Below are 20896 nucleotides of genomic sequence, written 5' to 3'. Positions count from 1 at the left end.
TTAGTCCAGCGAACCTTGCGAGAAGAAATGCTTGCGGATGCGTTGCACGAGCTCGGTGAAGACAGGATCGGCCATCACGTCGAGCGAGCGCGGGCGCGGCAGCGGCACGTCGTAGATCGCGGCGACCGCACCGGGTCGCTCGGTCATGACCAGCACGCGATCGGCGAGGAACACCGCTTCCGGAATCGAATGCGTGATCAGCAGCACCGTCTTCTTGGTCTCGCGCTGAATCCGCATCAATTCGACATTCATGCGCTCGCGCGTCAGCGCGTCGAGCGCGCCGAACGGCTCGTCCATCAGCATGATCCTGGGGTCGTGCACCAGCGCGCGGCAGATCGAGGCGCGCTGCTGCATGCCGCCGGAGAGCTGCCAGGGCAGCTTCTTCTCGAAGCCTTCGAGCCCGACCAGCTTCAGAAGCGACCTGGCGCGGTCGAGATATTCCTGCCGCGGCAGCCGCTTCATGTCGATCGGCAGCATCACGTTGTTGAGGATGTTGCGCCAGGGCAGCAGCAGCGCGTTCTGGAACACAATGCCGACATTGCCATGCGGCTTCGTCACCTTCTCGCCCTCGACCAGGACTTCGCCCGTGGTCGGCGGCAGCAGGCCGGAGATCAGCTTGAGCAGCGTGGACTTGCCGCAGCCGGAGGGGCCGACCACGACGAAGAACTCGCCGTCATTGATGTGGAAATCGAGCGGCCGCAGCGACGGCACGTCGCCGTCGCGCGTCCGGTAGGTCTTCGACACGCCTGATAGCTTGATGCCCGACGCATCGCCGGCCCGGTCGCTCACCAGTCTCAGATGCGCGGCCGGCTGCACGTCAGCTGTCTTTGTTGCTGGGTTCATTCAAACGGGTCCACTCAACGATATGCCCGTCATTCCGGGGCGATGCGAAGCATCGAACCCGGAATGACGGGCGACGATTACTGCTTTCACGAGCCACTCTTCGGCAGATAGTCGTTGGTGTAGAAGGCCTTCGGGTTCTCCTTGGCCTTGGCGTCGAGGCCGCCATATTCGACCATCAGGTTGACCGAGTCGGTCATGTTCTGGTCGGTGACCTGGAACGGCCGCTTGCTCTTGGTTTCCGCGGTCCGGTAAAGCGGAATGGTCAGCTCAAAGCCCTGCGTCAGCGTGTCGATCTTGCCGCCCTTGGGGTTGGCATCGAGGATCGACTGCGCGGCCGCCTTCGGCTCCTTCTCGGCAGCTTCGACCGCCTTGGTCGTCGCCGACATGAAGCGGCGGACGAGATCGGCATTGGCCTTCACGTAGTCGGAGTTGGCGATGATGCCGGAGGAAACCATGTTGATGCCGTAGTCGGCGAACTTGATCGGGTACACGTCCTTACCCGTGGCGTCCTTGATCTTCATCGACTGGTCCATGACGTAGCCGAGCAAGAGATCAGCCTGGCCGTTGATGACGGCGTTGAGCTTGGTCTGGCCGTCGCCGGCAACGGTCTTGAAATCGCTTTCCTTGAGGCCGGTCTTCTTCAGGAACAGCGGCCAGATCTGGGTCATGGAGTCCGCCGGCGTGATCGCCACCGTCTTGCCCTTGATGTCCTCAGGCTTTTTGATGTTCTTGTCGGCAAAACCCATGGCGGACATCGGTGAGGTCTGGAGCAAGACGCCGGTCGCGACCACGGGTGCCCCCTTGATCGCGGCGCGCATCATGGTGGGCACGTCGACATAGCCGAAATCGGCGGTCTTGGCGGCGACGGCCTGCGTGGTCGCAGCCGAGCCGCGGCCTTCCTGGATCTCGAGGTCGATGCCCTCGGCGGCATAGATGCCCTTGGCCTTGCCGTAATAGAACGGCGCGTGCTCGCCATAGACGTACCAGTTCAGCATCAGCACGACCTTGTCGGCCGCCTGTGCCGGCATGGCCGCAAACATCATCAGCGCCACTGATGCAGCCCCAATCCACCGCTTCATCGTCACTCTCCCTTTGTCGTTATGTTTCGGCCGTTGCTGAGCCGTTGCTTAAGTTTAAGATGCGAAAATCACGTCCTCACGCTGGCTGACATGCCAGGGAATGACCAGCTTCTCGATGCGGTCCACGATCCAGAACAGGATGACGCCGAGCAGCGCCAGGATCACGAGAGCCGCGAACATCGTCGGCAGGTCGAAGGTGCCGATCGAGCGCTGCATGACGTAGCCGATGCCGGAATTGGAGCCGACGAACTCGCCGACGACGGCGCCGACCACGGCGAGCGTCACCGAGACTTTCAGGCCGGAGAAGATCGCCGGCAGCGCATGCGGCAGGTTCACCGCGCGGAACACCTGGAAGCGGCTGCCCTGCATGGCGCGGGCGAGATCGACCATGTCAGGGTCGACCGACTTGAAGCCCTGCACGGCGGAGACCACCACCGGGAAGAAGCCGAGCAGGAAGGCCGAGATCACCTTCGGCAGGATGCCGAAGCCGAACCAGACCACGAACAGCGGCGCGATCGCGATCTTCGGCACGGACTGGGAGAACACCAGCAGCGGGTAGACGTAGCTCTCCACCGTCTTCGATCCCGCGATCAGCATCGCCACGGGGATGCCGAACAGCGCGGAGAGCACGAAGCCCCAGATGGTCGCGTAAGTGGTGGGCCAGGATTGGCGCAGCAGTTCCGGCCAGTCGGTGCGGAGCACGGCAAGCACATCACCCGGCGACGGGATCTGATAGGCGGGGATCTTGAACAGCCGGATCGAAAGATCCCAGGCCACGACGATGAACACCAGGAACAGCAGCGGCCGCACCCAGGCCGCATTCAGCATCTTGGACACCGCGTTTTGCGGCTTCACTTCAGCCACGTCTCACTCCCGGCATTCTTCTTCGTTCGGGCGAGAAATTAACCCGTTGGATAAATACTGTCCAGAGCTTTCCCTGTGACGTTTTGTGCAGGGTTCCGGCAGCTGAAACGTAACAGGTGGCCGCGAAGGCCGGATGGTCGCGCCCCATCCTCGGTGTCATTCCCCGCGAAGGCGGGGAATCCAGTACGCCGCGGCTTCTCCGGACCCACCGGCGTCTCTGGAATACTGGATCGCCCGATCAAGTCGGGCGATGACAGCGGAGAGTTTGGCTACGCCGTCTGCGCCACTGCGGTGCGCGACTTCGGCGCCTTCGCAATCTCGAACAGCGCGGCCGACTGGCCCGTCAGCGCGGCGAGCACGAGGCCGACCATGTGCGAAAGCCGCTCGTCCTTGGCGTCCTTGGCGAGCAGGTCGCGGCCGAAGATCACGCTGAGCGTCGCCGAGTTCGAGAGGTAGAAGAAGCAGAGGCCCGCGATCGAGATGTAGAGCTGGACCGGATCGACAGCGACCTGGAACTCGCCGCTCTCGACGCCGCGCCGCACCACGGTGCGGATCATCTCGACGAAGGGCGAGTGCATCGACTTGACCTTGGTCGATTTCTTCAAATGCTTTGCGCGCGCGAGGTTCTCGGTCTGGAGCAGCGACAGGAATTCGGGATTGCGCAGGAAGTAATTCCAGGTGAACTCGATCAGGCGCCGGATCGCCTCGGGCGGATCGAGATGTTCGAGATCGAGCCCCCGCTCCTCGCTGCGGATCTTGTCATAGGCGCCTTCGAGCACCGCAAGGTAGAGCTCGTCCTTGTTGCCGACGTGGTAGTACAGCATGCGCTTGTTGGCGCCGGCTTTCGCCGCAATGCGGTCGACGCGCGCGCCGGCAAGACCATGGGCGGAAAACTCCTGCTTGGCGGCTTCGAGAATGCGCAGCCGCATCCCCTCGGGGTCGCGCTGCCATTTCAGGGTTCGCTTTGCCTTTGCTGTCGCCAAACCGGGTGCTCGCTGGGTGGTCGTCCAGATCGCATGTATCACGCGCGCGAACGTTTGAGAACGATCTCGTGCCCAGGAGGCGGTTTCGTAGGGTGGGCAAAGGCGCACTTGCGCCGTGCCCACGTCTTCTCAGTACGGATCGAAGGCGTGGGCACGCTCCGCTTTGCCCACCCTACGGGAGTCTTCGAACGGAGAGAACCGCCTCACTCCACCGGCTTCGGCGAGCGCTCGAGGAGCACCGTCTGGATGCCGCAGGTGCCGCTGCGCACCGTCATGATGCGCGTGCCGGGCTTGCGGCCGTTGCGGACCTCGCTGACGTCGAGGCCGGCGGCGATCAGGCGGGCGCGGGTGGCGTCGATGTCGGCGACGCGCCAGCTCAGGCCCCAGAGGCGGTCGCGGCTGTAGATCCCCGCCCGCCACGGGGCGGCGCACCACCTCGACGATGAGATCGCCGCAGCGGAAGAACATCAGCTGGCCCCAGTCGTGATGCGAGCGATCGAGCGCGAGATCGAGCCCGAGCCGCGCGCCGTAGAGCGCGGCGGCACGATCGGAATCCTCGGTGGTGATCACGACATGGTCGAGCCCGTCGACCGGCGCGGCGTCGGTCGCGACAGACTTCGGCCGCTCCTCGGCAAGCTCGAGAAAGAAGATGCGCACCCCGCGCGTGAGCTCGGTGGCGGCGCGCGTGCGCTTCCAGTGCAGAACCGCACCGCTCGCATCGTCGCTGCTCTCGACCTCGGCGACGGGATCGGGCTTCAGCGCCACCCGGTCCAGCCGACGGTGCATCTTGCCCATGTCTGCGACACGGAAGCACAGGCTGGCGAGCACGCCTTCATGGTCGTCGAGCAGCGCACGCATGCGGTCGGCGGTCGCGGTGAAGCCGCTCGGCGCCATCAATTCGATGGTCATGTTCTCAAGCGTGAACAGCACCCGGTCGGCGCCCTCGCCCGAGTTCTGCCAGGCCGGCGCGCGCCCGAGGAGCGTCTGATAGGCCGCCTTGGCCGCGCCGATGTCCCTGACCAGAGCGACGACGTGATCGAGGCCGGTGATCATATGTCCCCCTTTTGAACGACCTGGAACCGCGCGCCGAAAGACGGCGTTTGTCCGGGCTTGGCATGGGCCTGACATGGTCGTATTCCGGCACCATGCCGACCTCAAGCGCTTCGGGGCGGTTTTGCGAATAATTTCAGCGTCTCAGACGCGGAACCGGTGCTAGAGTAAGTGCGCCGGCCGGGACCACAAGCGCATCACGGACAAGCAATGCAGGCTCTCTTCATCGGACAGACCTATATCGACGTCGTCTTCATCACCGACCACATGCCGACCGGCGACGAAAAGCACGTGGCCAAGGACTACGCGGTCTCCTTCGGCGGCAATGCGGTGACGGCGGCGTTCTGCTGCGCCAAGCTCGGCATCGTGCCCGACCTGATCGCGACCGCGGCCAATGACTGGCTGGGGCGCATGTTCCAGGACATGTGCGCGAAATACGCGATCTCGCTGCACGGGCGGAAGGTGAACCAGTCCTCGCTGTCCTTCATCATGCCCAAGGACGGCAAGCGCGCCATCGTCCGCTGCCGCGACGACGAGCACATCCACCCTTTTCCGATGCTCAATCTCGGCGGCTGCCGCGCGCTGCATGTCGACGGCCATCAGCCGGACGCCGCGATCCACTACGCCAAGGTGTGCCGCGAGGCCGGCATTTTGACCTCGCTCGACGGCGGCGGCCTGCGCACCAACACGCATGAGCTCTTGGAATTCATCGACGTCGCGATCGTTGCCGAACGTCTCTGCGAGCAGATGGATCTGACGCCGGAGAAGATGCTCGATTATCTCAAGAGCCGCGGCTGCAAGATCGGCGGCGTCACCATGGGTGAGAAGGGCCTGCTCTGGTACGACGAGACCGGGACGGTTCAGGTGATGCCGGCAATGCCGATCCCGCGCGAGCGCGTGATCGACACCAACGGCGCCGGCGATGTCTTCCACGGCGCCTATGTCTATTCTTATCTGGCCCATCCCGGCAAAAGCTGGCGCGAGCATTTCGACTTTGCCCGCGCCGCCTCGACCTACAAGATCCAGCGCCTCGGCAACGAGGCGGGCCTGCCGACGCTTGTCGACATCGCCAAGGTCAGGCACGAGTTCGAGGTTCGAGTCTAGACTTCGCGAGGGACGTTATGGGGCGCGTCTTCGTCGCCGGCAGCATCAACATGGATGTGGTGGCGACGGCCGATCGCCACCCGCGCGTCGGCGAGACCGTCGCAGGAAAACAGGTGCTGTATTTTCCGGGCGGCAAGGGCGCGAACCAGGCGGTCGCGGCGGCACGGCTCGGCGCGTCAACGACGCTGATCGGAAGGCTGGGCAAGGATGCGTTCGGGGCCGAGCTGCGCGCCTTCCTCGGAGCGCAGGGCATCGATCTCGGCTATGTCAAGGAGACGGCGGACGCCCACACCGGCACCGCGATCATCACGGTGGCGGAGGCCGACAACACCATCGTCGTCATTCCCGGCAGCAATGGCTTGGTCAGCGCGGACGACGTCAGCGTCGTGCCGCTGCTGAAGGGCGACGTCGCGGTCAGCCAGTTCGAGATCCCGCTGCCGACGATTGCCGCGTTCTTCGCGCGGGCGCGTGAGGCTGGCGCCGTGACCATGCTCAACCCGGCGCCGGCGCAGAAGATGTCGGACGAGTTGCTCGCGCTGGTCGACATTCTCGTGCTGAACGAGACCGAGCTCGGTTTCCTTGCGGGCACCGAACTCTCTGACAGCGACGAGGCGGCGCGGATCATCGAGGTCGCGCGACACCTTCAGGCGCGCGAGAACCAGACCATCTGCATCACGCTCGGCAAGCGCGGCCTGCTCGCGCTGGCGGGGCGCGAGGAGATTGCGGTGCAGGGGCGCGCAGTGACGGCGGTCGACAGCGCACGACGGCACCTGGTCGTTGTTCGCGCCGGCGTCCGCGAGGCTCTGACCCCGCGCATTCGACGCCGGCCCGTCGCTGGCGGCCTTGCCGACGACCTCGGTCGCATGCGCGAGGCGGCGGCTGATCTCGGTCATCGATGAGGACAGTTCTTCCGCGGCGGCGGCCACCGTCTGCACGTTTTCCGAGGCCAGCGCCGAGGCCGACGACACGTTGCGGGTCTGCTGCCGGGACTGCTCGACGATGGCCGACATCGAGCGCGCGGTGTGCTCCATCTCGACTGCGGCCGAGGACACGGTGGTGACGACGTCGCGGATCGACGCTTCGAAATTGTCGGCGAGCGCAGCGAAGGCGCGCCGCTTCTCGGCTTCCGACTGCGCCTTGGCCTCGAGCTGATCGGCCTGGAGCTTGTTGAAGCTGACGGCATTGTCGCGGAACACCGCGACCGCCTTCACCATGGCACCGACCTCGTCATTCGCCTTGCTTGCGGGAACCTCGACGTCAAGCCGTCCGTCCGCGAGCTCGCGCATCACGCCTGTGATGGAGAGGATCGGGCGCGAGATGCTGCGGGCGATGAGATAGCCGACGACCGCCGCGAGCACGAGCCCGAGCGCGGCGATACCGAGCGAAAGCCACCAGGCGCGATCGGCGGACGCGACATAGTCGGCATTGTCCATCACCAGCTCGACCGCGCCGAGCGGCTTGCCGGAAAAGTCCCTGATCGGTCCGAGCAGCGCAGCGACCGGCGTCGTGTCCAGTTTCCCTTGCCGCACCGTAAAATCGCCGCCGGCAGCGCGGGCGTAATCCGCCGCATCGAAGAAGCTCTTGCCGTTCAGCGTGCCGCCGAACAGCTTGAAGCCGGAGCCGTCGGCGAGATGGAAGGCGACATCGACGTGGCGATTCGTCTTGAAGTCGTCGAGGAAGGACTGGCCGAAGGTCAGGCCGAACTCGACCGAACCGAGATGCTTGCCGGCCTGCGCGATTGGCACCACGCCGCGGATGCCGAGGCCGGCGACGCCGCCCTCGAGGCCGACCACGACCTTGCGCTCCTGATTGGCAATCAGAACCGTCTTGCGGAAGCCGGAGAGGTCGTCACCGAATTTGGCCGGCTGGTGCACGCGCAGGAACGACGTCGCTGGTGCAACATGGAACTGGAACTGCTCGACGCCGTAGTCCGATTTGGTCGCGGCAAACACCGGGCCGAACAGGCCGACGAGGGCGTTGCGGTCCTGCTTCGCCATCGCATCCTGCGTCGCCGGCATCGTGGCCACCACCGTGCTCATGGCGGCGGCGCGGCGGGATTCTTCGGCGATCCGCGACAGCAGCGCATCATAATGGCTGCGCAGTTCGCGCTGGTCGGCGCGGTCGATGATCCCTGAGATGATCCACATCGCGCCCAGCACGGCAAACAGCGCGGTCGCCGCCGCCGTCACCGCCAGCGCAACCGTGATCCGCATCCTGAGGCCGAGGCTCACCCGCATGTCCGACTCGTTGTTTCAGCGTTGGTTAACAACGCCTATCAACTTCTCGCTAAGAGAGGGTGAACGGGGCGGGGCGCGGGGTGGTTGTGGGGAGGCGGGTGGCTCTGGTGATCGGGCCACCCGCCAAGACAACGGTGTCGTCCCCGCGAAGGCGGGGACCCATAACCACAGCGAGTGGTTTGGCGAAGACTCGTTGTTCGGTACGGCTATCGTTTACGATCGACAGATCACGCGGTGTGGGTCCCCGCCTTCGCGGGGACGACACCGAGTATGAGGCGCCAGCGCTCGCGAAATCCCGCGGGCCTAATACCCTCTTCCCCGATCCACCACATTCTCCAGTGCGCCGCCCGCCTCGAATCGCGCGATCTGCTCGGCGACATAGGCCGAGATCGCGTCCGCATCCGTGTCGGCTGCGTTATGCGGCGTCAGCACCACCTTGGGATGGGTCCAGAACCGGCTGTCTTTCGGCTGCGGCTCCTGCACGAAGACGTCGAGCGAGGCGGCACCCAGCGTGCCGTCGTCGAGGCAGGCCAGGATGTCCGCTTCGTTCTGCAGGCCGCCGCGGCCGGCATTGATCAGCACCGGCGCGCCGAGCGGGCTCTTGCGGTTGAGCTTGGTGAAGACGTCGCGATTGAGGATGCCGTGCGTGTCGGGCGTCAGCGGCAGCAGCGACACCAGGATGTCGGTCTTGCGCAGGAAGGCGTCCATGCCTGCGGTGCCATGGAAGCACTCGACGCCTGCGATCGTGCGCGGGCTGCGGCTCCAGCCGGCGACGCGGAAGCCGAGCCGGCGCAGCACCTCGGCCGCGTCAGCGCCGAGCGTGCCGAGGCCCATCACGCCGACCGTCACCGCGCTCGCCGGCCATTGATATAGCGGCTCCCAGCGTTTGGCGCGCTGCGAGTCGCGCAAATAGAGCTCCTGGCGGTGGTGCATCAGCACGTGCAGCACGACATATTCGGTCATGCGGTTGGTGAGATCGGGCACGGCGACGCGCACCAGCGGCACGTCGGGCAGGCTCTTGTCCGCCATCAGCGCATCGACGCCGGCGCCGAGATTGAAGATCGCCCGCAGATTGGGGAAGGAGCCGAGGTCGCCCGGCACCGGCTTCCACACCGCGGCATAGTGCACCTCGGCCGGATCGAGGGAGGCATCCGGCAGCAGCACCACGCGGCGGCCGCCGCAGACCGCATCGAACCGGGCCTTCCAGCGCTCCGGCAGCCAGTTCTGCTGCGTGCTGTTGATCAGGACGGCCAGTGTGCCCATGCTCATTCGAAGTGCCTCGCAGGTTCCGCGTTCAAAAACCCTCCTTGGCACGATCCGCCGGATTTTTCTCGCAAATTTTTTCCGCAGCACTGTCGGGGCGGGGCATAGTGGACCGTCTTCAAAATGAGCGGTCAGGGAAGGTGCTGCCCATGCTTTATGCGATCCTTTGCTATCACGACGAGGACTTCGTCGGCTCCTGGAGCAGGGAGCAGGACGAGGCCGTGATGAAGAAGCTCGCCGTGGTGCAGGAGAAGCTGACGAGCCAAGGCCGGCTCGGCCCGGTGGCGCGGCTGCTGCCGACGACGGCCGCGGCGACCTTGCGCAAGGAGGACCCGCCGCTGGTGCTCGACGGCCCCTATGCCGAGACCAAGGAGCAGCTGCTCGGCTTCTACATCGTCGATTGCAAGAATCTCGACGACGCACTCGACGTTGCGCGCGACCTTGGCGCAGCCAATCCCGGCGGCGCCTATGAAGTGCGTCCCGTCGGCGTGTTCCGGCCCGGAGGAATTTCCGCGTGAGCGACACTGACACCGCCTGGATCGAGACCGCGCTGACCTCGGCGCGACCCCAGGCGGTCGGCGCGCTCTTGCGCTATTTCCGCGATCTCGACACGGCCGAGGAGGCCTTCCAGAACGCCTGCCTGCGCGCGCTGAAGACCTGGCCGCAGAACGGGCCGCCGCGCGATCCCGCGGCCTGGCTGATCATGGTCGGCCGCAACGTCGCGATCGACGAGGTGCGCCGCGCCCGCAAGCAGCAGCCGCTGCCGGAGGACGACCAGGCGATCTCCGATCTCGACGATGCCGAGGGCGCACTCGCCGAGCGGCTCGACGGCTCGCATTATCGCGACGACATCTTGCGGCTGATGTTCATCTGCTGCCATCCGCAACTGCCGGCGACGCAGCAGATCGCGCTCGCCTTGCGCATCGTCTCCGGCTTGACGGTGAAGCAGATCGCGCGTGCCTTCCTGGTGTCGGAGGCGGCGATGGAGCAGCGCATCACCCGCGCCAAGGCCAAGGTCGCCGAGGCGGGGACGCCCTTCGAGGCGCCCGGCGCGGTCGAGCGCTCCGAGCGGCTCGCCGGCGTCGCCGCGATGATCTACCTGATCTTCAACGAGGGCTATTCGGCGAGCGGCGACACTGCCGAGATCAGGAAGCCGCTCTGCGAGGAGGCGATCCGGTTGGCGCGGCTGCTGCTGCGGCTGTTCCAGAGCGAGCCGGAGATCATGGGGCTGACGTCGCTGATCCTGTTGCAGCATGCCCGCAGCGCGGCGCGCTTTGCCGCCGACGGTTCGCTGATCCTGCTCGACGACCAGGATCGTTCGCTGTGGAACGGCGCCATGATCGCGGAAGGCCTCGCGCTGATCGACAAGGCGATGCGCCATCGGCGCACCGGGCCCTACCAGATCCAGGCCGCGATCGCCGCGCTGCATGCGCGCGCGGCGACACCGGAGGAGACCGACTGGACCCAGATCGACCTGCTCTATGGTGCGCTGGAGGTGGTGCAGCCTTCGCCGGTGGTGACGCTCAACCGCGCCGTCGCGGTGTCCAAGGTGCGCGGACCGCAAGCCGCGCTCGACCTGATCGAGCCGCTGGCGCCGAAACTTGCCAACTACTTCCATTTCTATGGCGTGCGCGGCGCCTTCCTGATGCAACTCGGCCGCAACGACGAAGCCCGCATCGCCTTCGACCGCGCCATCGCCCTCGCCAACACCTCGGCCGAAGCCGCCCACATCCGCATGCATCTCGATCGCCTGATCCGCGACAGCCAGCCGAAGGGCGGCGGCGCGAGGCAGGGGGCGACAGCTAAGTAGGCCCATCTCCTTCCTCATCGTCATGCCCGGGCTCGACCCGGGCATCCACGTCTTTCCATCCGGACAAAGAACGTGGATGGCCGGGACAAGCCCGGCCACGACGGGCAGTGCCAAAAAATCATTCCATCAATTGTCGGTCTCGGCCGTTCCCCTTCGTCTTAATCCCATATCCATGGGAGTCATTCATGCTGAAAGCTGTTGCCATTGCCGCCGTCGTGCTCGCGGTCGGAATTGCGGCCATCGTCGTCTTCGCCCTGACGAAACCCGACACGTTCCGTGTCGAACGCTCGATCGCCGTGAAGGCGCCGGCCGCTGCGATCTATCCGCTGGTGTCCGATTTCCGCTTCTGGACCGGCTGGTCGCCCTACGAGAACCGTGATCCCGCCATGAAGCGCACCTACGGCGGAACCGCGGCAGGAAAGGGCGCGACCTATGCCTGGGACGGCAACAACAATGTCGGCGCCGGCCACATGGAGATCCTCGAGGGGAATACGCCGTCGAAGCTCCGCATCAAGCTCGATTTCGAGCGCCCGTTCGAAGGTCACAACACCGCCGAGTTCACCTTTGTGCCGCAAGGCGATGCCACACTGGTCACATGGGCGATGTACGGTCCGGCCCCGTTCATGTCGAAGCTCATGCAGGTCTTCATCAACATGGACAACATGATCGGCAAGGACTTCGAGGCCGGTCTCGCCAGCCTGAAGAAGCTCACCGAGAAGTAACGCCCTCAAGCAAGCGAAGAAGAGGAGAGAAACGATGCTCAGTGCCTATCTGTTCTATCAGGACACCTGCGAAGCGGCGTTCAACTATTACGCCAAGATTCTCGGCGGCAAGATCGACGCCATGATGCGCCTGTCGGAAGCGCCGGCGTCGGATATGCCTCCCGGCCCGCCCGGCCGCGAGAAGACGATCATGCATGCGCGGATGACGCTGCCCGGCGGCGCCGTGCTGATGGGCTCCGACACGCCGCCCGAGCATTTTCACAAGCCGCAAGGCTTTTCGATCTCGCTCACGGTGATGGATCCCGCGGAGGGCGAGCGCAAGTTCAAAGCGCTTGCCGATGGTGGCACCGTCACCATGCCCTTCAGCAAGACGTTCTGGGCCAAGGGCTTTGGCATGTGCGTCGACAAGTTCGGCATTCCCTGGATGGTGAACTGTCCCGCCGAAGGCATGTAGGCCCGCTCGGCCGCTTGATGCGGTGAGCGAAAATTGCGGTCCGCGTCGTCATATCGCGCGGACCGCAGCGCACAACAATTGGCGCAAGATTAAGCTGTCATCTCCGTGACAAAATTGTTAATCCTCGTTCACAAGACCGATAAACCGGGATGAACGGACTTGGAAGGGGGAGCGACCGATGGCAGCGGCGCTACAGATCAATTTTGCTCTTTGGGGGATGCTCATCTGCGCAAGCTTGAAGCTGGCGCCGTTGATCCAGACTCTTCTTTAGAGGAACCGCCGGTGTCTGCCGCGCTCTATGCGGGCAGGAGCAGCCGGCCGCGAAAACCTCATCGGCAGCGCGGATAGATCGCGGCGAGATCGCGCCCTTTCAGCAAGAGCAGCCGCGAGGTGAGGCCGCCGCGGCGGCTGATCCAGTCGCGCACCGGGCCGGGATAGGCGGCGAGCACCGCCTCGGATGCTTCCGGCTCGGCATAGAAGCGCCCGCGCCGGTCAACCGACCGCGCTGCATGGAAGCCGAGCACAGCCCGCTTCGTCACGCAGATGCGCTCGCCCGGCACGATGCTCAGCACCAGCGTGCAGGCGGACAGGCACGGACCATCGATCACCACGCGCTCGCCGCTCTCACGCACCTGCTCGAACAGATCGAGGAACGGCCCGACCTGCCCGCCCGGCGACTGGATGATGCGAATTTCGGCCGCGGCGGGCGCGGCGGCCAGCAGCGCAGATGCGAGCATCAGGACTTTGAGGACGGTGATGCGTTGCATGAACTCTCCACCAACTCGGTTTCGTAGGGTGGGCAAAGCCACCGGGTCGCGCGCCCGATGACGGACTTAGCGTGCCCACCAATGGCGCCGCAAATTGGGAGAATTGGTGGGCACGGCGCGTTGCGCCTTTGCCCACCCTACAAATCCCGCGCCTACCCGTTCCGCCGCTGCCCGCGCAGCGTCGGCAGGCCGATGCCGGCTGCATCGAAGCCGCCATCAACGGCCAAAATTTGGCCGGTGATGTAGCTCGATCGTTCCGAGCAGAAGAAGTAGATCGCCTCGGCGAGTTCCTCTTCCAGGCCGTAGCGGTTGAGCGGAATGGCGTCGTGATAGTCGGCGCGGATTTCCCTCGTATGCACCTGCTTCGCCATCGCGGTGTCGACCGGCCCCGGCGCCACAGCATTGACGCGGATGTTGAGCGAGGCGAGCTCGACCGCGAGCTGTTTCGTGAGGTGCGCGAGGCCCGCTTTGCTGGTGCCGTAGGCCGAGCGCAGCGTCGAGGCGCGCACCGCCGAGATCGAGGTGATGTTGACGATGGCGCCGCCGCCCTGCTCGCGCATCAAGGGCACCGCCGCCTTGGTGCACAGGAACGGACCGGTGAGGTTGACTGCCATGATCCTGGTCCAGTCCACGTCGCTGGTCTCCAGGACCGGCGCGAACACGGCGACGCCGGCATTGTTGACGAGCGCATCGAGCCGGCCAAAACGGCTCATGATTGCGGCCATTGCAGCTCCGACGGCCGCCGCGTCGGACACATCGCAGCTGATCGCCAGCGTGTCATCGGGCTTGTCCAGCGCCGCGGCCGCGCTCGCCTGCAACTCGCCCTCGATATCGAGCAGTGCCACGCGCCAGCCCTCATCCAGGAATTTTTTCGCCGTCGCAAGCCCGATGCCGCGCGCGGCTCCGGTGACGAGGGCGACTTTTTGCGGGGCAGGGGGCATGGGGGATCTGTCCTTCTGGCGGAAACGGAAGCCGCACGGGCGGCCAGCGCCTTTTACTGCGCTTTCGTTCCGGCAAGAAGGGCGACAATCTATCTCCGTCACCCTGAGGTGGCCGCTTCTTTAGCGGCCCTCGAAGGGCGACGGCCCGGCTGCAGCGGGGCCGATTCATCCTTCGAGGCTCACCGTGCTGTGCACGGCGAGCACCTCAGGATGACGGGCAGAGAGAGTGAGTCCGCTATTTAAGACAGCTCCGCCGACGCGCGCTGCATGTTGGCCGACATGTCTGCCGTCACGATGCTCTGCTCCTCGACCGCGGCGGCGGTGGAGGCGATGAACTCGTTGACGCCGGCGATCGCGGCCTTGATCGCCGTGAGAGAGCTCGCGACGTCGCCGGAGATGGTGTTCAGCGCGTCGATTTCGGACGTGATCGTGTCCGTCGCCTGCTTGGCCTGATTGGCGAGGCTCTTCACCTCGGAGGCCACCACGGCAAAGCCGCGGCCGGCTTCGCCCGCGCGCGCCGATTCAATCGTGGCATTGAGCGCCAGCAGATTGATCTGGCCGGTGATGCCCGAGATCATCTCGACGATGCCGCTCATCGCCTGCGCTGCCGCGGTCAGCCGCTGCGCCTGGCCGTCGGCGGCTTCGACGCGGCTCGTCGCCATCTTGGACGTCTCGCGCGATTTCGTCATGGTCTCGGAGATCTCGCGGATCGAGGCGCTCATCTGCTCGCTGCCGGCGGCAACCGCCTCGATCAGCCCGCGGGCGTTGTCGGCCTTCTTGCGGCCGATCGCCTGCGCGGTGATGTCGGTGGCGTATTTCACCACCTTGTAGGGCTTGCCGTTGAGGTCGAAGATCGGGTTGTAGGACGCCTGGATCCAGATCTCGCGGCCGCCCTTGGCGATGCGCTTGTATTCGGCGGCCTGGTATTCGCCGCGATTGAGCCTCTCCCAGAATTGCCGGTAGGCTATCGAGTTCTTCTCGTTCGGTTCGACGAACATGGAGTGGTGCTGGCCCTTGATCTCGGCCAGCGAATATCCCATCGCCTTCAGGAAATTGTCGTTGGCGATGCGGATGGTGCCGTCCATGTTGAACTCGATCACCGCCTGCGACTTCTGGATCGCGGCGAGCTGGCCGTCATTGTCGGCCGCTTTCATCTTTTGCGCGGTGACGTCGGTTGCGAACTTCACCACCTTGAACGGCCGGCCCATCTCGTCGAGGATCGGGTTGTAGGTCGCGAGAATCCAGATCTCCTTGGCTCCCTTGCCGAGCCGTTTGTATTCGGCGGCCTCGAACTCGCCCCGGTTCAGCTTGGCCCAGAACGCAGCATAGGCCGCGCTGGCGCGATCCTCCGGCGTCACGAACATGCTGTGGTGCTTGCCCTTGATCTCGTCGAGCGAATAGCCCATCGCGGCCAGGAAATTCTCGTTGGCGGTGACGATGGTGCCGTCCATGTTGAACTCGATCACGGCCTGCGCGCGGTTGATCGCGGCGATCTTGCCGGAATCCTCCATAGTCTTGATCTTGTACGCCGTGATGTCGGTGGCGAACTTGATGAAGCTGACCACCTTGCCGCTCTCGTCGCGCAGCGGCGCGTAGGAGGCGTGGACCCAGACTTCCTTGCCGCCCTTGCCGAAGCGCTTGTATTGCGTGGTCTGGAATTCGCCGCGGTTCAGGCTGGCCCAGAAATCGCGATAGCGAGCGCTCTCGCGCTCGGTCGGGCTGACGAAGATGCTGTGATGCTTGCCCTTGATCTCGGCGAGCGTGTAACCGCTCATCTTGAGCAGGTTCTCATTGGCATCGAGGATGGTGCCGTCGAGGCCGAACTCGATCACCGCCTGGGACCGATCGAGCGCTTCGACCTCTGCAATCGCATGCCTGACTTTCTTGCTTTGAAAATTGAACACGTATGCCCCGCAATGTTCTGATTCGAATCGGCAGGATTGACATCCTGTTTGCCCTGACTCGAAAAGTTGCACGGGCTTCTTGAGCAACTGTAAATCCTTGCAAAGATTGGCATCTGTTCCGCAGCTGCCCGTGCCGCGGCCATGTCGTTCAACTCGCATGCCTTCCGGATTCATATGCACGGCGAAGTTCATAGGTCGTGCCGTAGTACTACGGACGCGCATGCGCATTTTTTCTCGCGACGTGATGGCGCCGCGATGGGGATGTCGGTTTGTTCGAGGGTGAATCGTCTTCCATGAGCCAAAGGCATTTACTGCGGAGACGATCGATGCCCGATGACAATGAGCGCGTGATTCGAGACCTGTTTGCCGCCTATCTCGCCAATGACCGGCAACGGGTCAGCGATGCCCTCGCCGATAATTTCCGCTTCACCAGCCCGTTCGACGATGATCTCGACAAGGCGGCCTATTTCGAACGTTGCTGGAAGGACACCGGCTGGATCGCGCGCCATGAGATCGAGCGCATCTTCGTCCGCGGGGACGAGGCCTTCGTCACCTATCATTGCCTGGCCAGAGATGGCAGGAGCTTTCGCAACACCGAGTTCTTCGCCCTGGCGGCGGGCAAGGTCCGCCGGATCGAGGTCTATTTCGGCGCTGCCTTCCGGGATGGCCGGTTCGAGCCGCAGCCGCGCTAAAGATGATCCGGAAAAGTGCGCGGCGGTTTTCCGAAAAGATCATGCGCAAACAACAGCCTACAGCGCGATGACGATTCGTCCCAATCTCATCGCGCTTTAGTGCCACGCAATAACCTGCCGAATAATTTTCGCGGCCTTGTCGGTTCCGTAGGATCCCGCTCGTCTTGGAGGTGAGGGAGGGCGGCTCTGCCGCCCCTCTCTCCGACAGCGAAAGCAAGGAACTCCCATGCGATTCATGATGCTGATGATCCCGCTCGGCTACGAGACCGCGCCGCCGGACGTTCAACTCGATCCCGAGCGCGTCGCCGCGATGATGCGCTACAACGAGGCGCTGAAGGATGCCGGCGTGCTGATCACACTCGATGGCCTGCACCCGCCGTCGATGGGCGCGCGCGTCTCGTTTGTGACCGGCGAGCCGGTGGTGACCGACGGCCCCTTCGCGGAGGCCAAGGAAGTCCTGGGCGGCTACTGGATGATCGAGGTTGCCTCGCGCGCCGAAGCGATCGCCTGGGCCAAGAAGTGCCCGGCCTCCGCCAACGAAATCATCGAGATCCGGCAGGTGCAGGAAATGTCCGACTTTCCGCCTGACGTGCAGGCGGCCGCCGCCGGCTTTGACGACCTCAAGAAATAGCGACCGTGGCCGCCGTGAATTCACGGCGGCCGTCAATCGATCAACAAGGAGAGAACCGATGAGCACCGAACACAAATTCCTCGCCGTCTATCTTGGCAGCATGAGCGGCGAGAAAATGAAGGCATGGCACGCGATGCCCGAAGCCGAACGGAAGGCCAAAGAGCGCGAGGGCATGGCCGCTTGGCATGGCTGGGTCGAGAAGCACAAGGACGTCATCGTCGAGATGGGCGGCCCGCTCGGCAAGACCCGCCGGATCGACGCAAGCGGCATCACCGAGATCAGCAACGCGCTGACCGGCTTCACGGTGATCCGGGCCGCCTCGCAGGAGGAAGCTGCAAAACTATTCGAGAATCATCCGCACTTTGCGATCTTCCCGGGCGAGGCCATCGAGGTCATGCCCGTGCTCGCGATTCCGCAGATGTAGCGGCCGCTGACCGTCATTCGGGGGCGATGCGAAGCATCCCGGAATCTCGAGATTCCGGGTTCGGTCCTGCGGACAGCCCCGGAATGACGATTGTGACCGTGGAAGTACGGGGTTAATCACGCCTGATCCCCGCTAGTGACCTTCACGCGCGGCTCATGTAAAAGTCGTTCACATGAGCTGGCGCAAGGAGCAGCGCCGCGCCGAGCGCGGCTATCACCACGGTAATCTGAAGGAAGCACTTCTGCAGGCCGCCCTCGGGCTGATCGCCGAGAAGGGCGCGGCCGGCTTCACCTTCGCCGATGCCGCACGCATGGCCGGCGTCAGTGCGGCGGCGCCCTACCGGCATTTTCGCGACCGCGACGAGCTGTTGTCCTCGATCGCCCAGCGCGGCTTTGAACAGTTTGAATCGCGGCTGACCGCAGCCTGGGACGATGGGCGTCCCGACACCGTCACCGCGTTCGAGCGGGTCGGCCGGGCCTATCTATCCTTCGCCCGCGAAGAGCCCGCGTTCTACAACGCGATGTTCGAATCCGGCCTGCCGGTCGATGCCAATCCGGCGCTGCAGGCCGCAAGCGAGCGCGCTTTTAACGTCATTCGCGCCGCCGCCGAGCGCCTCGCCGCGCTCGCACCTCCAGGCACGCCGCGTCCGCCTGCGATGATGATGGCGCTGCACATCTGGTCGATGGCGCACGGCGTCGCCTCGCTGTTCTCCCGAGGCGATGCCGCGCGGCGCAAGCTGCCGATGTCGCCGGACGAGCTGCTCGAGGCCGAGGTGCTGATCTATCTCCGCGGCCTCGGCTTCCCGACCGACCGCCGGCCGCCCGCGAAGGGCGCCGAGCCGCCGCCGGTGCCGCCGGAGGCTTCCTCCGGTTCTGGAGTGCCGCCGGGCGGCACCCCAGGTGGTCCTTGGGGCAAGCCGAAATAAAGTTGCGCAAATAATTCCGCCGGCCTGTCGGGTGGCCAGCTTGACAAAATCGCGGGATGGTCTAGCTATGTAAATGTTATTTACATTCACAACGGCGCTGGTGCCGTGATGGAGATGGGAAATGGCCTACACCGCTGATGTCAATCGATGGCGCGGCCCCTCGGACCAACAGCAATCGTACGAGCGGCCCCACATGCTCGATACGCCCTGGCATCCTGGCTGGATTGCCGTGACCATTCTCGGCTTCATCATCTGGTGGCCGATCGGACTTGCCCTTCTCTTTTTCACACTCGGGAGCAGAAGAATGTCGTGCTGGAGCCACCAGGATCGCTGGCAGAACAAGATGGAGCGGATGCAGTACAAGATGGATCGCATGCGTGACCGCATGGAGCGCCGCGGCTTCGGCTTCGGGTTCGGCCCGCCGTCCTCCGGCAACCGCGCCTTCGACGAATACCGCTCCGAGACGCTGCAGCGGCTCGAGGAAGAGCAGCGCGAGTTCAAGGATTTCCTGACCCGTCTGCGTCACGCCAAGGACAAGGAAGAGTTCGACCAGTTCATGGCGCAGCACAAGACGCGTCCGACCCCGCCGCCGACCGACCAGCAGCAGGGCTGATCTGAAGCCGACACCTCTCAAAGCCTTCAGGCGCATGCCCCCAAAGTCCTGATGGCCCCGAGCCGCCCGTCTGCGCAACCCGCAGGCGGGCGGTTTGGTTTGGGACCAGGACCCGCCAACCAGTCGTCATGGCCGGGACAAGCCCGGCCATGACGATGTTGAAGCATCCGTTTTCAGAACCAACTGCCGACGGCCCGACACTAAGACTTGCGAGCACCGCTTTGGCCGGCGCTCACGTCTGGGTCAAACGCATCATGGACCTCTACACGCGCTTTCTGCTCGGCCTGACCGCCCTTGCGGTGCTCGGCTACATTGGCGCTGTCTATGGCGGCTGCGCGGCCGATCCCGACTGCCATTTTCGCTCTTGTGCCGGCGGCCGCTCGTTTTGCGGCGTCGTGTACGGCCATGCACAGGAAAACAAGGCGCCATAGCACCCGGTCAACGCGACTGTCATGCAGCGTTTACGCTGTCGCCCATGCGGCGCAACAAAATGGCGGACAACCTTGACGGGTTGAACCAGTTTGTGGCGACTAGCGACGAAGAGGCTTCGCCTCTCCCCGTGAATGCACTTTGTGAATGTCCCAGCCCCAACATCTCTCGCTCGACACCGCCATGCTGCCCGAGCGCGATCGCCTCGCCGTTTGGCGCGAGGTCTATGGCCGCGTGCTGTTCAACATCGAGATCGATCCGATCCCGGGCTTTCCCTTCGAGGCACGAACCGAATTGCGCCGCCTGCCTGCGGCGGGATTGTCGTCGGGCTGGCGGACGCCGGCGCATTTCCGCATCACGCGCCCGCTGCTTGCCACGGCCTCCGACAACGTTGTCCTCGCGGTGGTGCTGCGCGGCCGCGCCGAGGCCTCTCAGCTCGGACGCGAGCTGGAAGTGCCGCAAGGCGGTGCCGTGCTGATGACGACCTGCGATGTCGGTCGTCACACGCTGCTCGATCGCGGCCGTCATCTCAGCGTTCAACTGCCCCGGCAGGCTCTTGCACCGTTCGTCCGCGATTACGAGGACCGCCTGCTGCGGCCGATCGATCCGGGCGCGCCGGCGCTGAAGCTGCTGCGCGGCTACGTCCTCGGCGCCATGGCCATGGGTGAAGCGGCCGGAGCGGAGATGCAGCGTCTGGCCGCGCAGCATCTGCGCGATCTCATCGCCTTGATCTGCGGTGTGCCGGAGGACGAGGTCGCCGCCCAGGGCAACGGCCCGCGCGCGGCGCGTCTGAACCTTGCCAAGCTCGCGATCAGATCGCGGCTCGGCCACGGCGATCTGTCGGCGGAAAGCATCGGAGCATTGCAGCGGGTCTCGGCCGACTACATCAGGAAGCTTTTCCGCGACGAGGGCACCTCCTTCCACGACTTCGTGCTGGAGGAGCGGCTGGCGCAAGTGCATGCCAGTCTCGCCGATCCGCTCAGGGCTCATGAGAGCATCGCCCGTCTCGCGCTCGCCGCGGGTTTCGGCGACATCTCCTATTTCAATCGCTGCTTCCGCCGTCGCTTCGGCCTGTCTCCGTCCGAGCATCGCAAGGCCCATCCATCGGCCGAATAGAAGCGGTCCCTTGTGGCAAGCGCGCAACAGAGCGCCAAATAGCGC

At 64.6% G+C, this 20896-nt stretch carries 20 protein-coding genes and 3 pseudogenes; 13 read left to right on the top strand and 10 right to left on the bottom strand.

Annotation, left to right across the window (positions count from 1 at the left end):
- From FOM02_RS23745 to FOM02_RS23725, 5 genes and pseudogenes are all read right to left on the bottom strand, one after another.
- Nucleotides 1–843 (bottom strand): ABC transporter ATP-binding protein, encoded by an 843-nt coding sequence (locus FOM02_RS23745; RefSeq protein ID WP_027558534.1) that lies wholly within the window; start codon nt 841–843, stop codon nt 1–3.
- Between the two features lie 86 nt (nt 844–929).
- Nucleotides 930–1922 (bottom strand): ABC transporter substrate-binding protein, encoded by a 993-nt coding sequence (locus FOM02_RS23740; RefSeq protein WP_027558533.1) that lies wholly within the window; start codon nt 1920–1922, stop codon nt 930–932.
- Nucleotides 1923–1976: 54 nt separating this feature from the next.
- Nucleotides 1977–2786, bottom strand: coding sequence for an ABC transporter permease (locus FOM02_RS23735; protein ID WP_027558532.1), 810 nt, complete (start codon nt 2784–2786; stop codon nt 1977–1979).
- Between the two features lie 269 nt (nt 2787–3055).
- Nucleotides 3056–3715 carry a TetR/AcrR family transcriptional regulator gene (locus FOM02_RS23730; protein WP_027558531.1) on the bottom strand — a complete coding sequence of 220 codons (660 nt, stop codon included), beginning with the start codon at nt 3713–3715 and terminating at the stop codon, nt 3056–3058.
- Between the two features lie 257 nt (nt 3716–3972).
- Nucleotides 3973–4822, bottom strand: a pseudogene (locus FOM02_RS23725) (VOC family protein).
- Nucleotides 4823–5029: 207 nt separating this feature from the next.
- Between FOM02_RS23725 and FOM02_RS23720 the strand changes: the two are divergent.
- Complete coding sequence (locus tag FOM02_RS23720; RefSeq protein WP_027558529.1) at nt 5030–5923, top strand: sugar kinase; 894 nt, start codon at nt 5030–5032, stop codon at nt 5921–5923.
- Nucleotides 5924–5940: 17 nt separating this feature from the next.
- Nucleotides 5941–6621: pseudogene (locus tag FOM02_RS23715) on the top strand (ribokinase); the annotation flags it as partial.
- 63 nt (nt 6622–6684) lie between these two features.
- Here FOM02_RS23715 and FOM02_RS23710 read toward each other — a convergent pair.
- Both FOM02_RS23710 and FOM02_RS23705 read right to left on the bottom strand, forming a co-directional pair.
- Nucleotides 6685–8160 (bottom strand): annotated as a pseudogene (locus FOM02_RS23710) (cache domain-containing protein); the annotation flags it as partial.
- Between the two features lie 303 nt (nt 8161–8463).
- Complete coding sequence (locus FOM02_RS23705; RefSeq protein ID WP_027561080.1) at nt 8464–9429, bottom strand: 2-hydroxyacid dehydrogenase; 966 nt, start codon at nt 9427–9429, stop codon at nt 8464–8466.
- 143 nt (nt 9430–9572) lie between these two features.
- On the opposite strand from FOM02_RS23705, the gene FOM02_RS23700 reads away from it, so the two are divergent.
- The 4 genes from FOM02_RS23700 to FOM02_RS23685 all read left to right on the top strand — a co-directional run bounded on the left by FOM02_RS23700 (nt 9573) and on the right by FOM02_RS23685 (nt 12409).
- Entirely contained in the window at nt 9573–9941 is a 369-nt protein-coding gene (locus FOM02_RS23700; protein ID WP_027561079.1) for a YciI family protein, read from the top strand.
- The gene (locus FOM02_RS23695) at nt 9938–11233 is read left to right on the top strand and encodes an RNA polymerase sigma factor (RefSeq protein ID WP_027561078.1); all 1296 of its coding nucleotides are present in this window, start codon (nt 9938–9940) and stop codon (nt 11231–11233) included. Before FOM02_RS23700 ends, FOM02_RS23695 begins: the two co-directional genes overlap by 4 nt.
- A 185-nt stretch (nt 11234–11418) precedes the next feature.
- Nucleotides 11419–11955, top strand: a complete 537-nt coding sequence (locus tag FOM02_RS23690; protein ID WP_027561077.1) for an SRPBCC family protein — start codon at nt 11419–11421, stop codon at nt 11953–11955.
- Nucleotides 11956–11989: 34 nt separating this feature from the next.
- A complete protein-coding gene (locus FOM02_RS23685; protein ID WP_027561076.1) occupies nt 11990–12409 on the top strand; it encodes a VOC family protein in 420 nt (139 codons plus the stop codon).
- A 329-nt stretch (nt 12410–12738) separates the two neighbouring features.
- Here FOM02_RS23685 and FOM02_RS23680 read toward each other — a convergent pair whose 3' ends face one another.
- The 3 genes from FOM02_RS23680 to FOM02_RS23670 form a co-directional block, all read right to left on the bottom strand.
- Nucleotides 12739–13176: a hypothetical protein gene (locus FOM02_RS23680; RefSeq protein WP_027561075.1), complete on the bottom strand. Its 438-nt coding sequence runs from the start codon at nt 13174–13176 to the stop codon at nt 12739–12741.
- 152 nt (nt 13177–13328) lie between these two features.
- Complete coding sequence (locus tag FOM02_RS23675) at nt 13329–14117, bottom strand: SDR family NAD(P)-dependent oxidoreductase (RefSeq protein ID WP_027561074.1); 789 nt, start codon at nt 14115–14117, stop codon at nt 13329–13331.
- Between the two features lie 239 nt (nt 14118–14356).
- Entirely contained in the window at nt 14357–16021 is a 1665-nt protein-coding gene (locus FOM02_RS23670) for a methyl-accepting chemotaxis protein (RefSeq protein WP_027561073.1), read from the bottom strand.
- A 326-nt stretch (nt 16022–16347) separates the two neighbouring features.
- On the opposite strand from FOM02_RS23670, the gene FOM02_RS23665 reads away from it, so the two are divergent.
- The 7 genes from FOM02_RS23665 (at nt 16348) to FOM02_RS23635 (ending at nt 20851) form a co-directional block, all read left to right on the top strand.
- The gene (locus tag FOM02_RS23665) at nt 16348–16713 is read left to right on the top strand and encodes a nuclear transport factor 2 family protein (RefSeq protein ID WP_027561072.1); all 366 of its coding nucleotides are present in this window, start codon (nt 16348–16350) and stop codon (nt 16711–16713) included.
- 226 nt (nt 16714–16939) lie between these two features.
- Entirely contained in the window at nt 16940–17344 is a 405-nt protein-coding gene (locus FOM02_RS23660) for a YciI family protein (protein ID WP_027561071.1), read from the top strand.
- A 58-nt stretch (nt 17345–17402) separates the two neighbouring features.
- Nucleotides 17403–17768 (top strand): YciI family protein, encoded by a 366-nt coding sequence (locus FOM02_RS23655; protein ID WP_027561070.1) that lies wholly within the window; start codon nt 17403–17405, stop codon nt 17766–17768.
- Nucleotides 17769–17940: 172 nt separating this feature from the next.
- On the top strand, nt 17941–18693 hold the full coding sequence (locus FOM02_RS23650) for a TetR/AcrR family transcriptional regulator (protein WP_027561069.1): 753 nt from the start codon (nt 17941–17943) through the stop codon (nt 18691–18693).
- Between the two features lie 121 nt (nt 18694–18814).
- Nucleotides 18815–19306, top strand: coding sequence for a DUF2852 domain-containing protein (locus FOM02_RS23645; RefSeq protein WP_027561068.1), 492 nt, complete (start codon nt 18815–18817; stop codon nt 19304–19306).
- Between the two features lie 149 nt (nt 19307–19455).
- Nucleotides 19456–19737 carry a hypothetical protein gene (locus FOM02_RS23640; RefSeq protein WP_209440381.1) on the top strand — a complete coding sequence of 94 codons (282 nt, stop codon included), beginning with the start codon at nt 19456–19458 and terminating at the stop codon, nt 19735–19737.
- A 145-nt stretch (nt 19738–19882) separates the two neighbouring features.
- A complete protein-coding gene (locus tag FOM02_RS23635; RefSeq protein WP_027561067.1) occupies nt 19883–20851 on the top strand; it encodes an AraC family transcriptional regulator in 969 nt (322 codons plus the stop codon).
- Nucleotides 20852–20896 lie beyond the last annotated feature (45 nt).

Origin of the sequence: Bradyrhizobium sp. SEMIA (genome assembly GCF_014844175.1) — a bacterium.
In the GTDB taxonomy this organism is placed as follows: Bacteria; Pseudomonadota; Alphaproteobacteria; order Rhizobiales; family Xanthobacteraceae; genus Bradyrhizobium; species Bradyrhizobium arachidis.
This window is presented reverse-complemented; position numbering and strand designations above follow the sequence as displayed.

What these genes read in the sequence shown, in the direction of transcription:
- FOM02_RS23720 (WP_027558529.1), top strand. Translation starts at nt 5,030, where the DNA reads ATGCAGGCTCTCTTCATCGGACAGACCTATATCGACGTCGTCTTCATC.
- FOM02_RS23665 (WP_027561072.1), top strand. Translation starts at nt 16,348, where the DNA reads ATGCCCGATGACAATGAGCGCGTGATTCGAGACCTGTTTGCCGCCTAT.
- FOM02_RS23685 (WP_027561076.1), top strand. Translation starts at nt 11,990, where the DNA reads ATGCTCAGTGCCTATCTGTTCTATCAGGACACCTGCGAAGCGGCGTTC.
- FOM02_RS23690 (WP_027561077.1), top strand. Translation starts at nt 11,419, where the DNA reads ATGCTGAAAGCTGTTGCCATTGCCGCCGTCGTGCTCGCGGTCGGAATT.
- FOM02_RS23645 (WP_027561068.1), top strand. Translation starts at nt 18,815, where the DNA reads ATGGCCTACACCGCTGATGTCAATCGATGGCGCGGCCCCTCGGACCAA.
- FOM02_RS23700 (WP_027561079.1), top strand. Translation starts at nt 9,573, where the DNA reads ATGCTTTATGCGATCCTTTGCTATCACGACGAGGACTTCGTCGGCTCC.
- FOM02_RS23635 (WP_027561067.1), top strand. Translation starts at nt 19,883, where the DNA reads ATGTCCCAGCCCCAACATCTCTCGCTCGACACCGCCATGCTGCCCGAG.
- FOM02_RS23660 (WP_027561071.1), top strand. Translation starts at nt 16,940, where the DNA reads ATGCGATTCATGATGCTGATGATCCCGCTCGGCTACGAGACCGCGCCG.
- FOM02_RS23675 (WP_027561074.1), bottom strand. Translation starts at nt 14,117, where the DNA reads ATGCCCCCTGCCCCGCAAAAAGTCGCCCTCGTCACCGGAGCCGCGCGC.
- FOM02_RS23680 (WP_027561075.1), bottom strand. Translation starts at nt 13,176, where the DNA reads ATGCAACGCATCACCGTCCTCAAAGTCCTGATGCTCGCATCTGCGCTG.
- FOM02_RS23640 (WP_209440381.1), top strand. Translation starts at nt 19,456, where the DNA reads ATGACGATGTTGAAGCATCCGTTTTCAGAACCAACTGCCGACGGCCCG.
- FOM02_RS23705 (WP_027561080.1), bottom strand. Translation starts at nt 9,429, where the DNA reads ATGAGCATGGGCACACTGGCCGTCCTGATCAACAGCACGCAGCAGAAC.
- FOM02_RS23745 (WP_027558534.1), bottom strand. Translation starts at nt 843, where the DNA reads ATGAACCCAGCAACAAAGACAGCTGACGTGCAGCCGGCCGCGCATCTG.
- FOM02_RS23650 (WP_027561069.1), top strand. Translation starts at nt 17,941, where the DNA reads ATGAGCTGGCGCAAGGAGCAGCGCCGCGCCGAGCGCGGCTATCACCAC.
- FOM02_RS23730 (WP_027558531.1), bottom strand. Translation starts at nt 3,715, where the DNA reads ATGCGGCTGCGCATTCTCGAAGCCGCCAAGCAGGAGTTTTCCGCCCAT.
- FOM02_RS23655 (WP_027561070.1), top strand. Translation starts at nt 17,403, where the DNA reads ATGAGCACCGAACACAAATTCCTCGCCGTCTATCTTGGCAGCATGAGC.
- FOM02_RS23740 (WP_027558533.1), bottom strand. Translation starts at nt 1,922, where the DNA reads ATGAAGCGGTGGATTGGGGCTGCATCAGTGGCGCTGATGATGTTTGCG.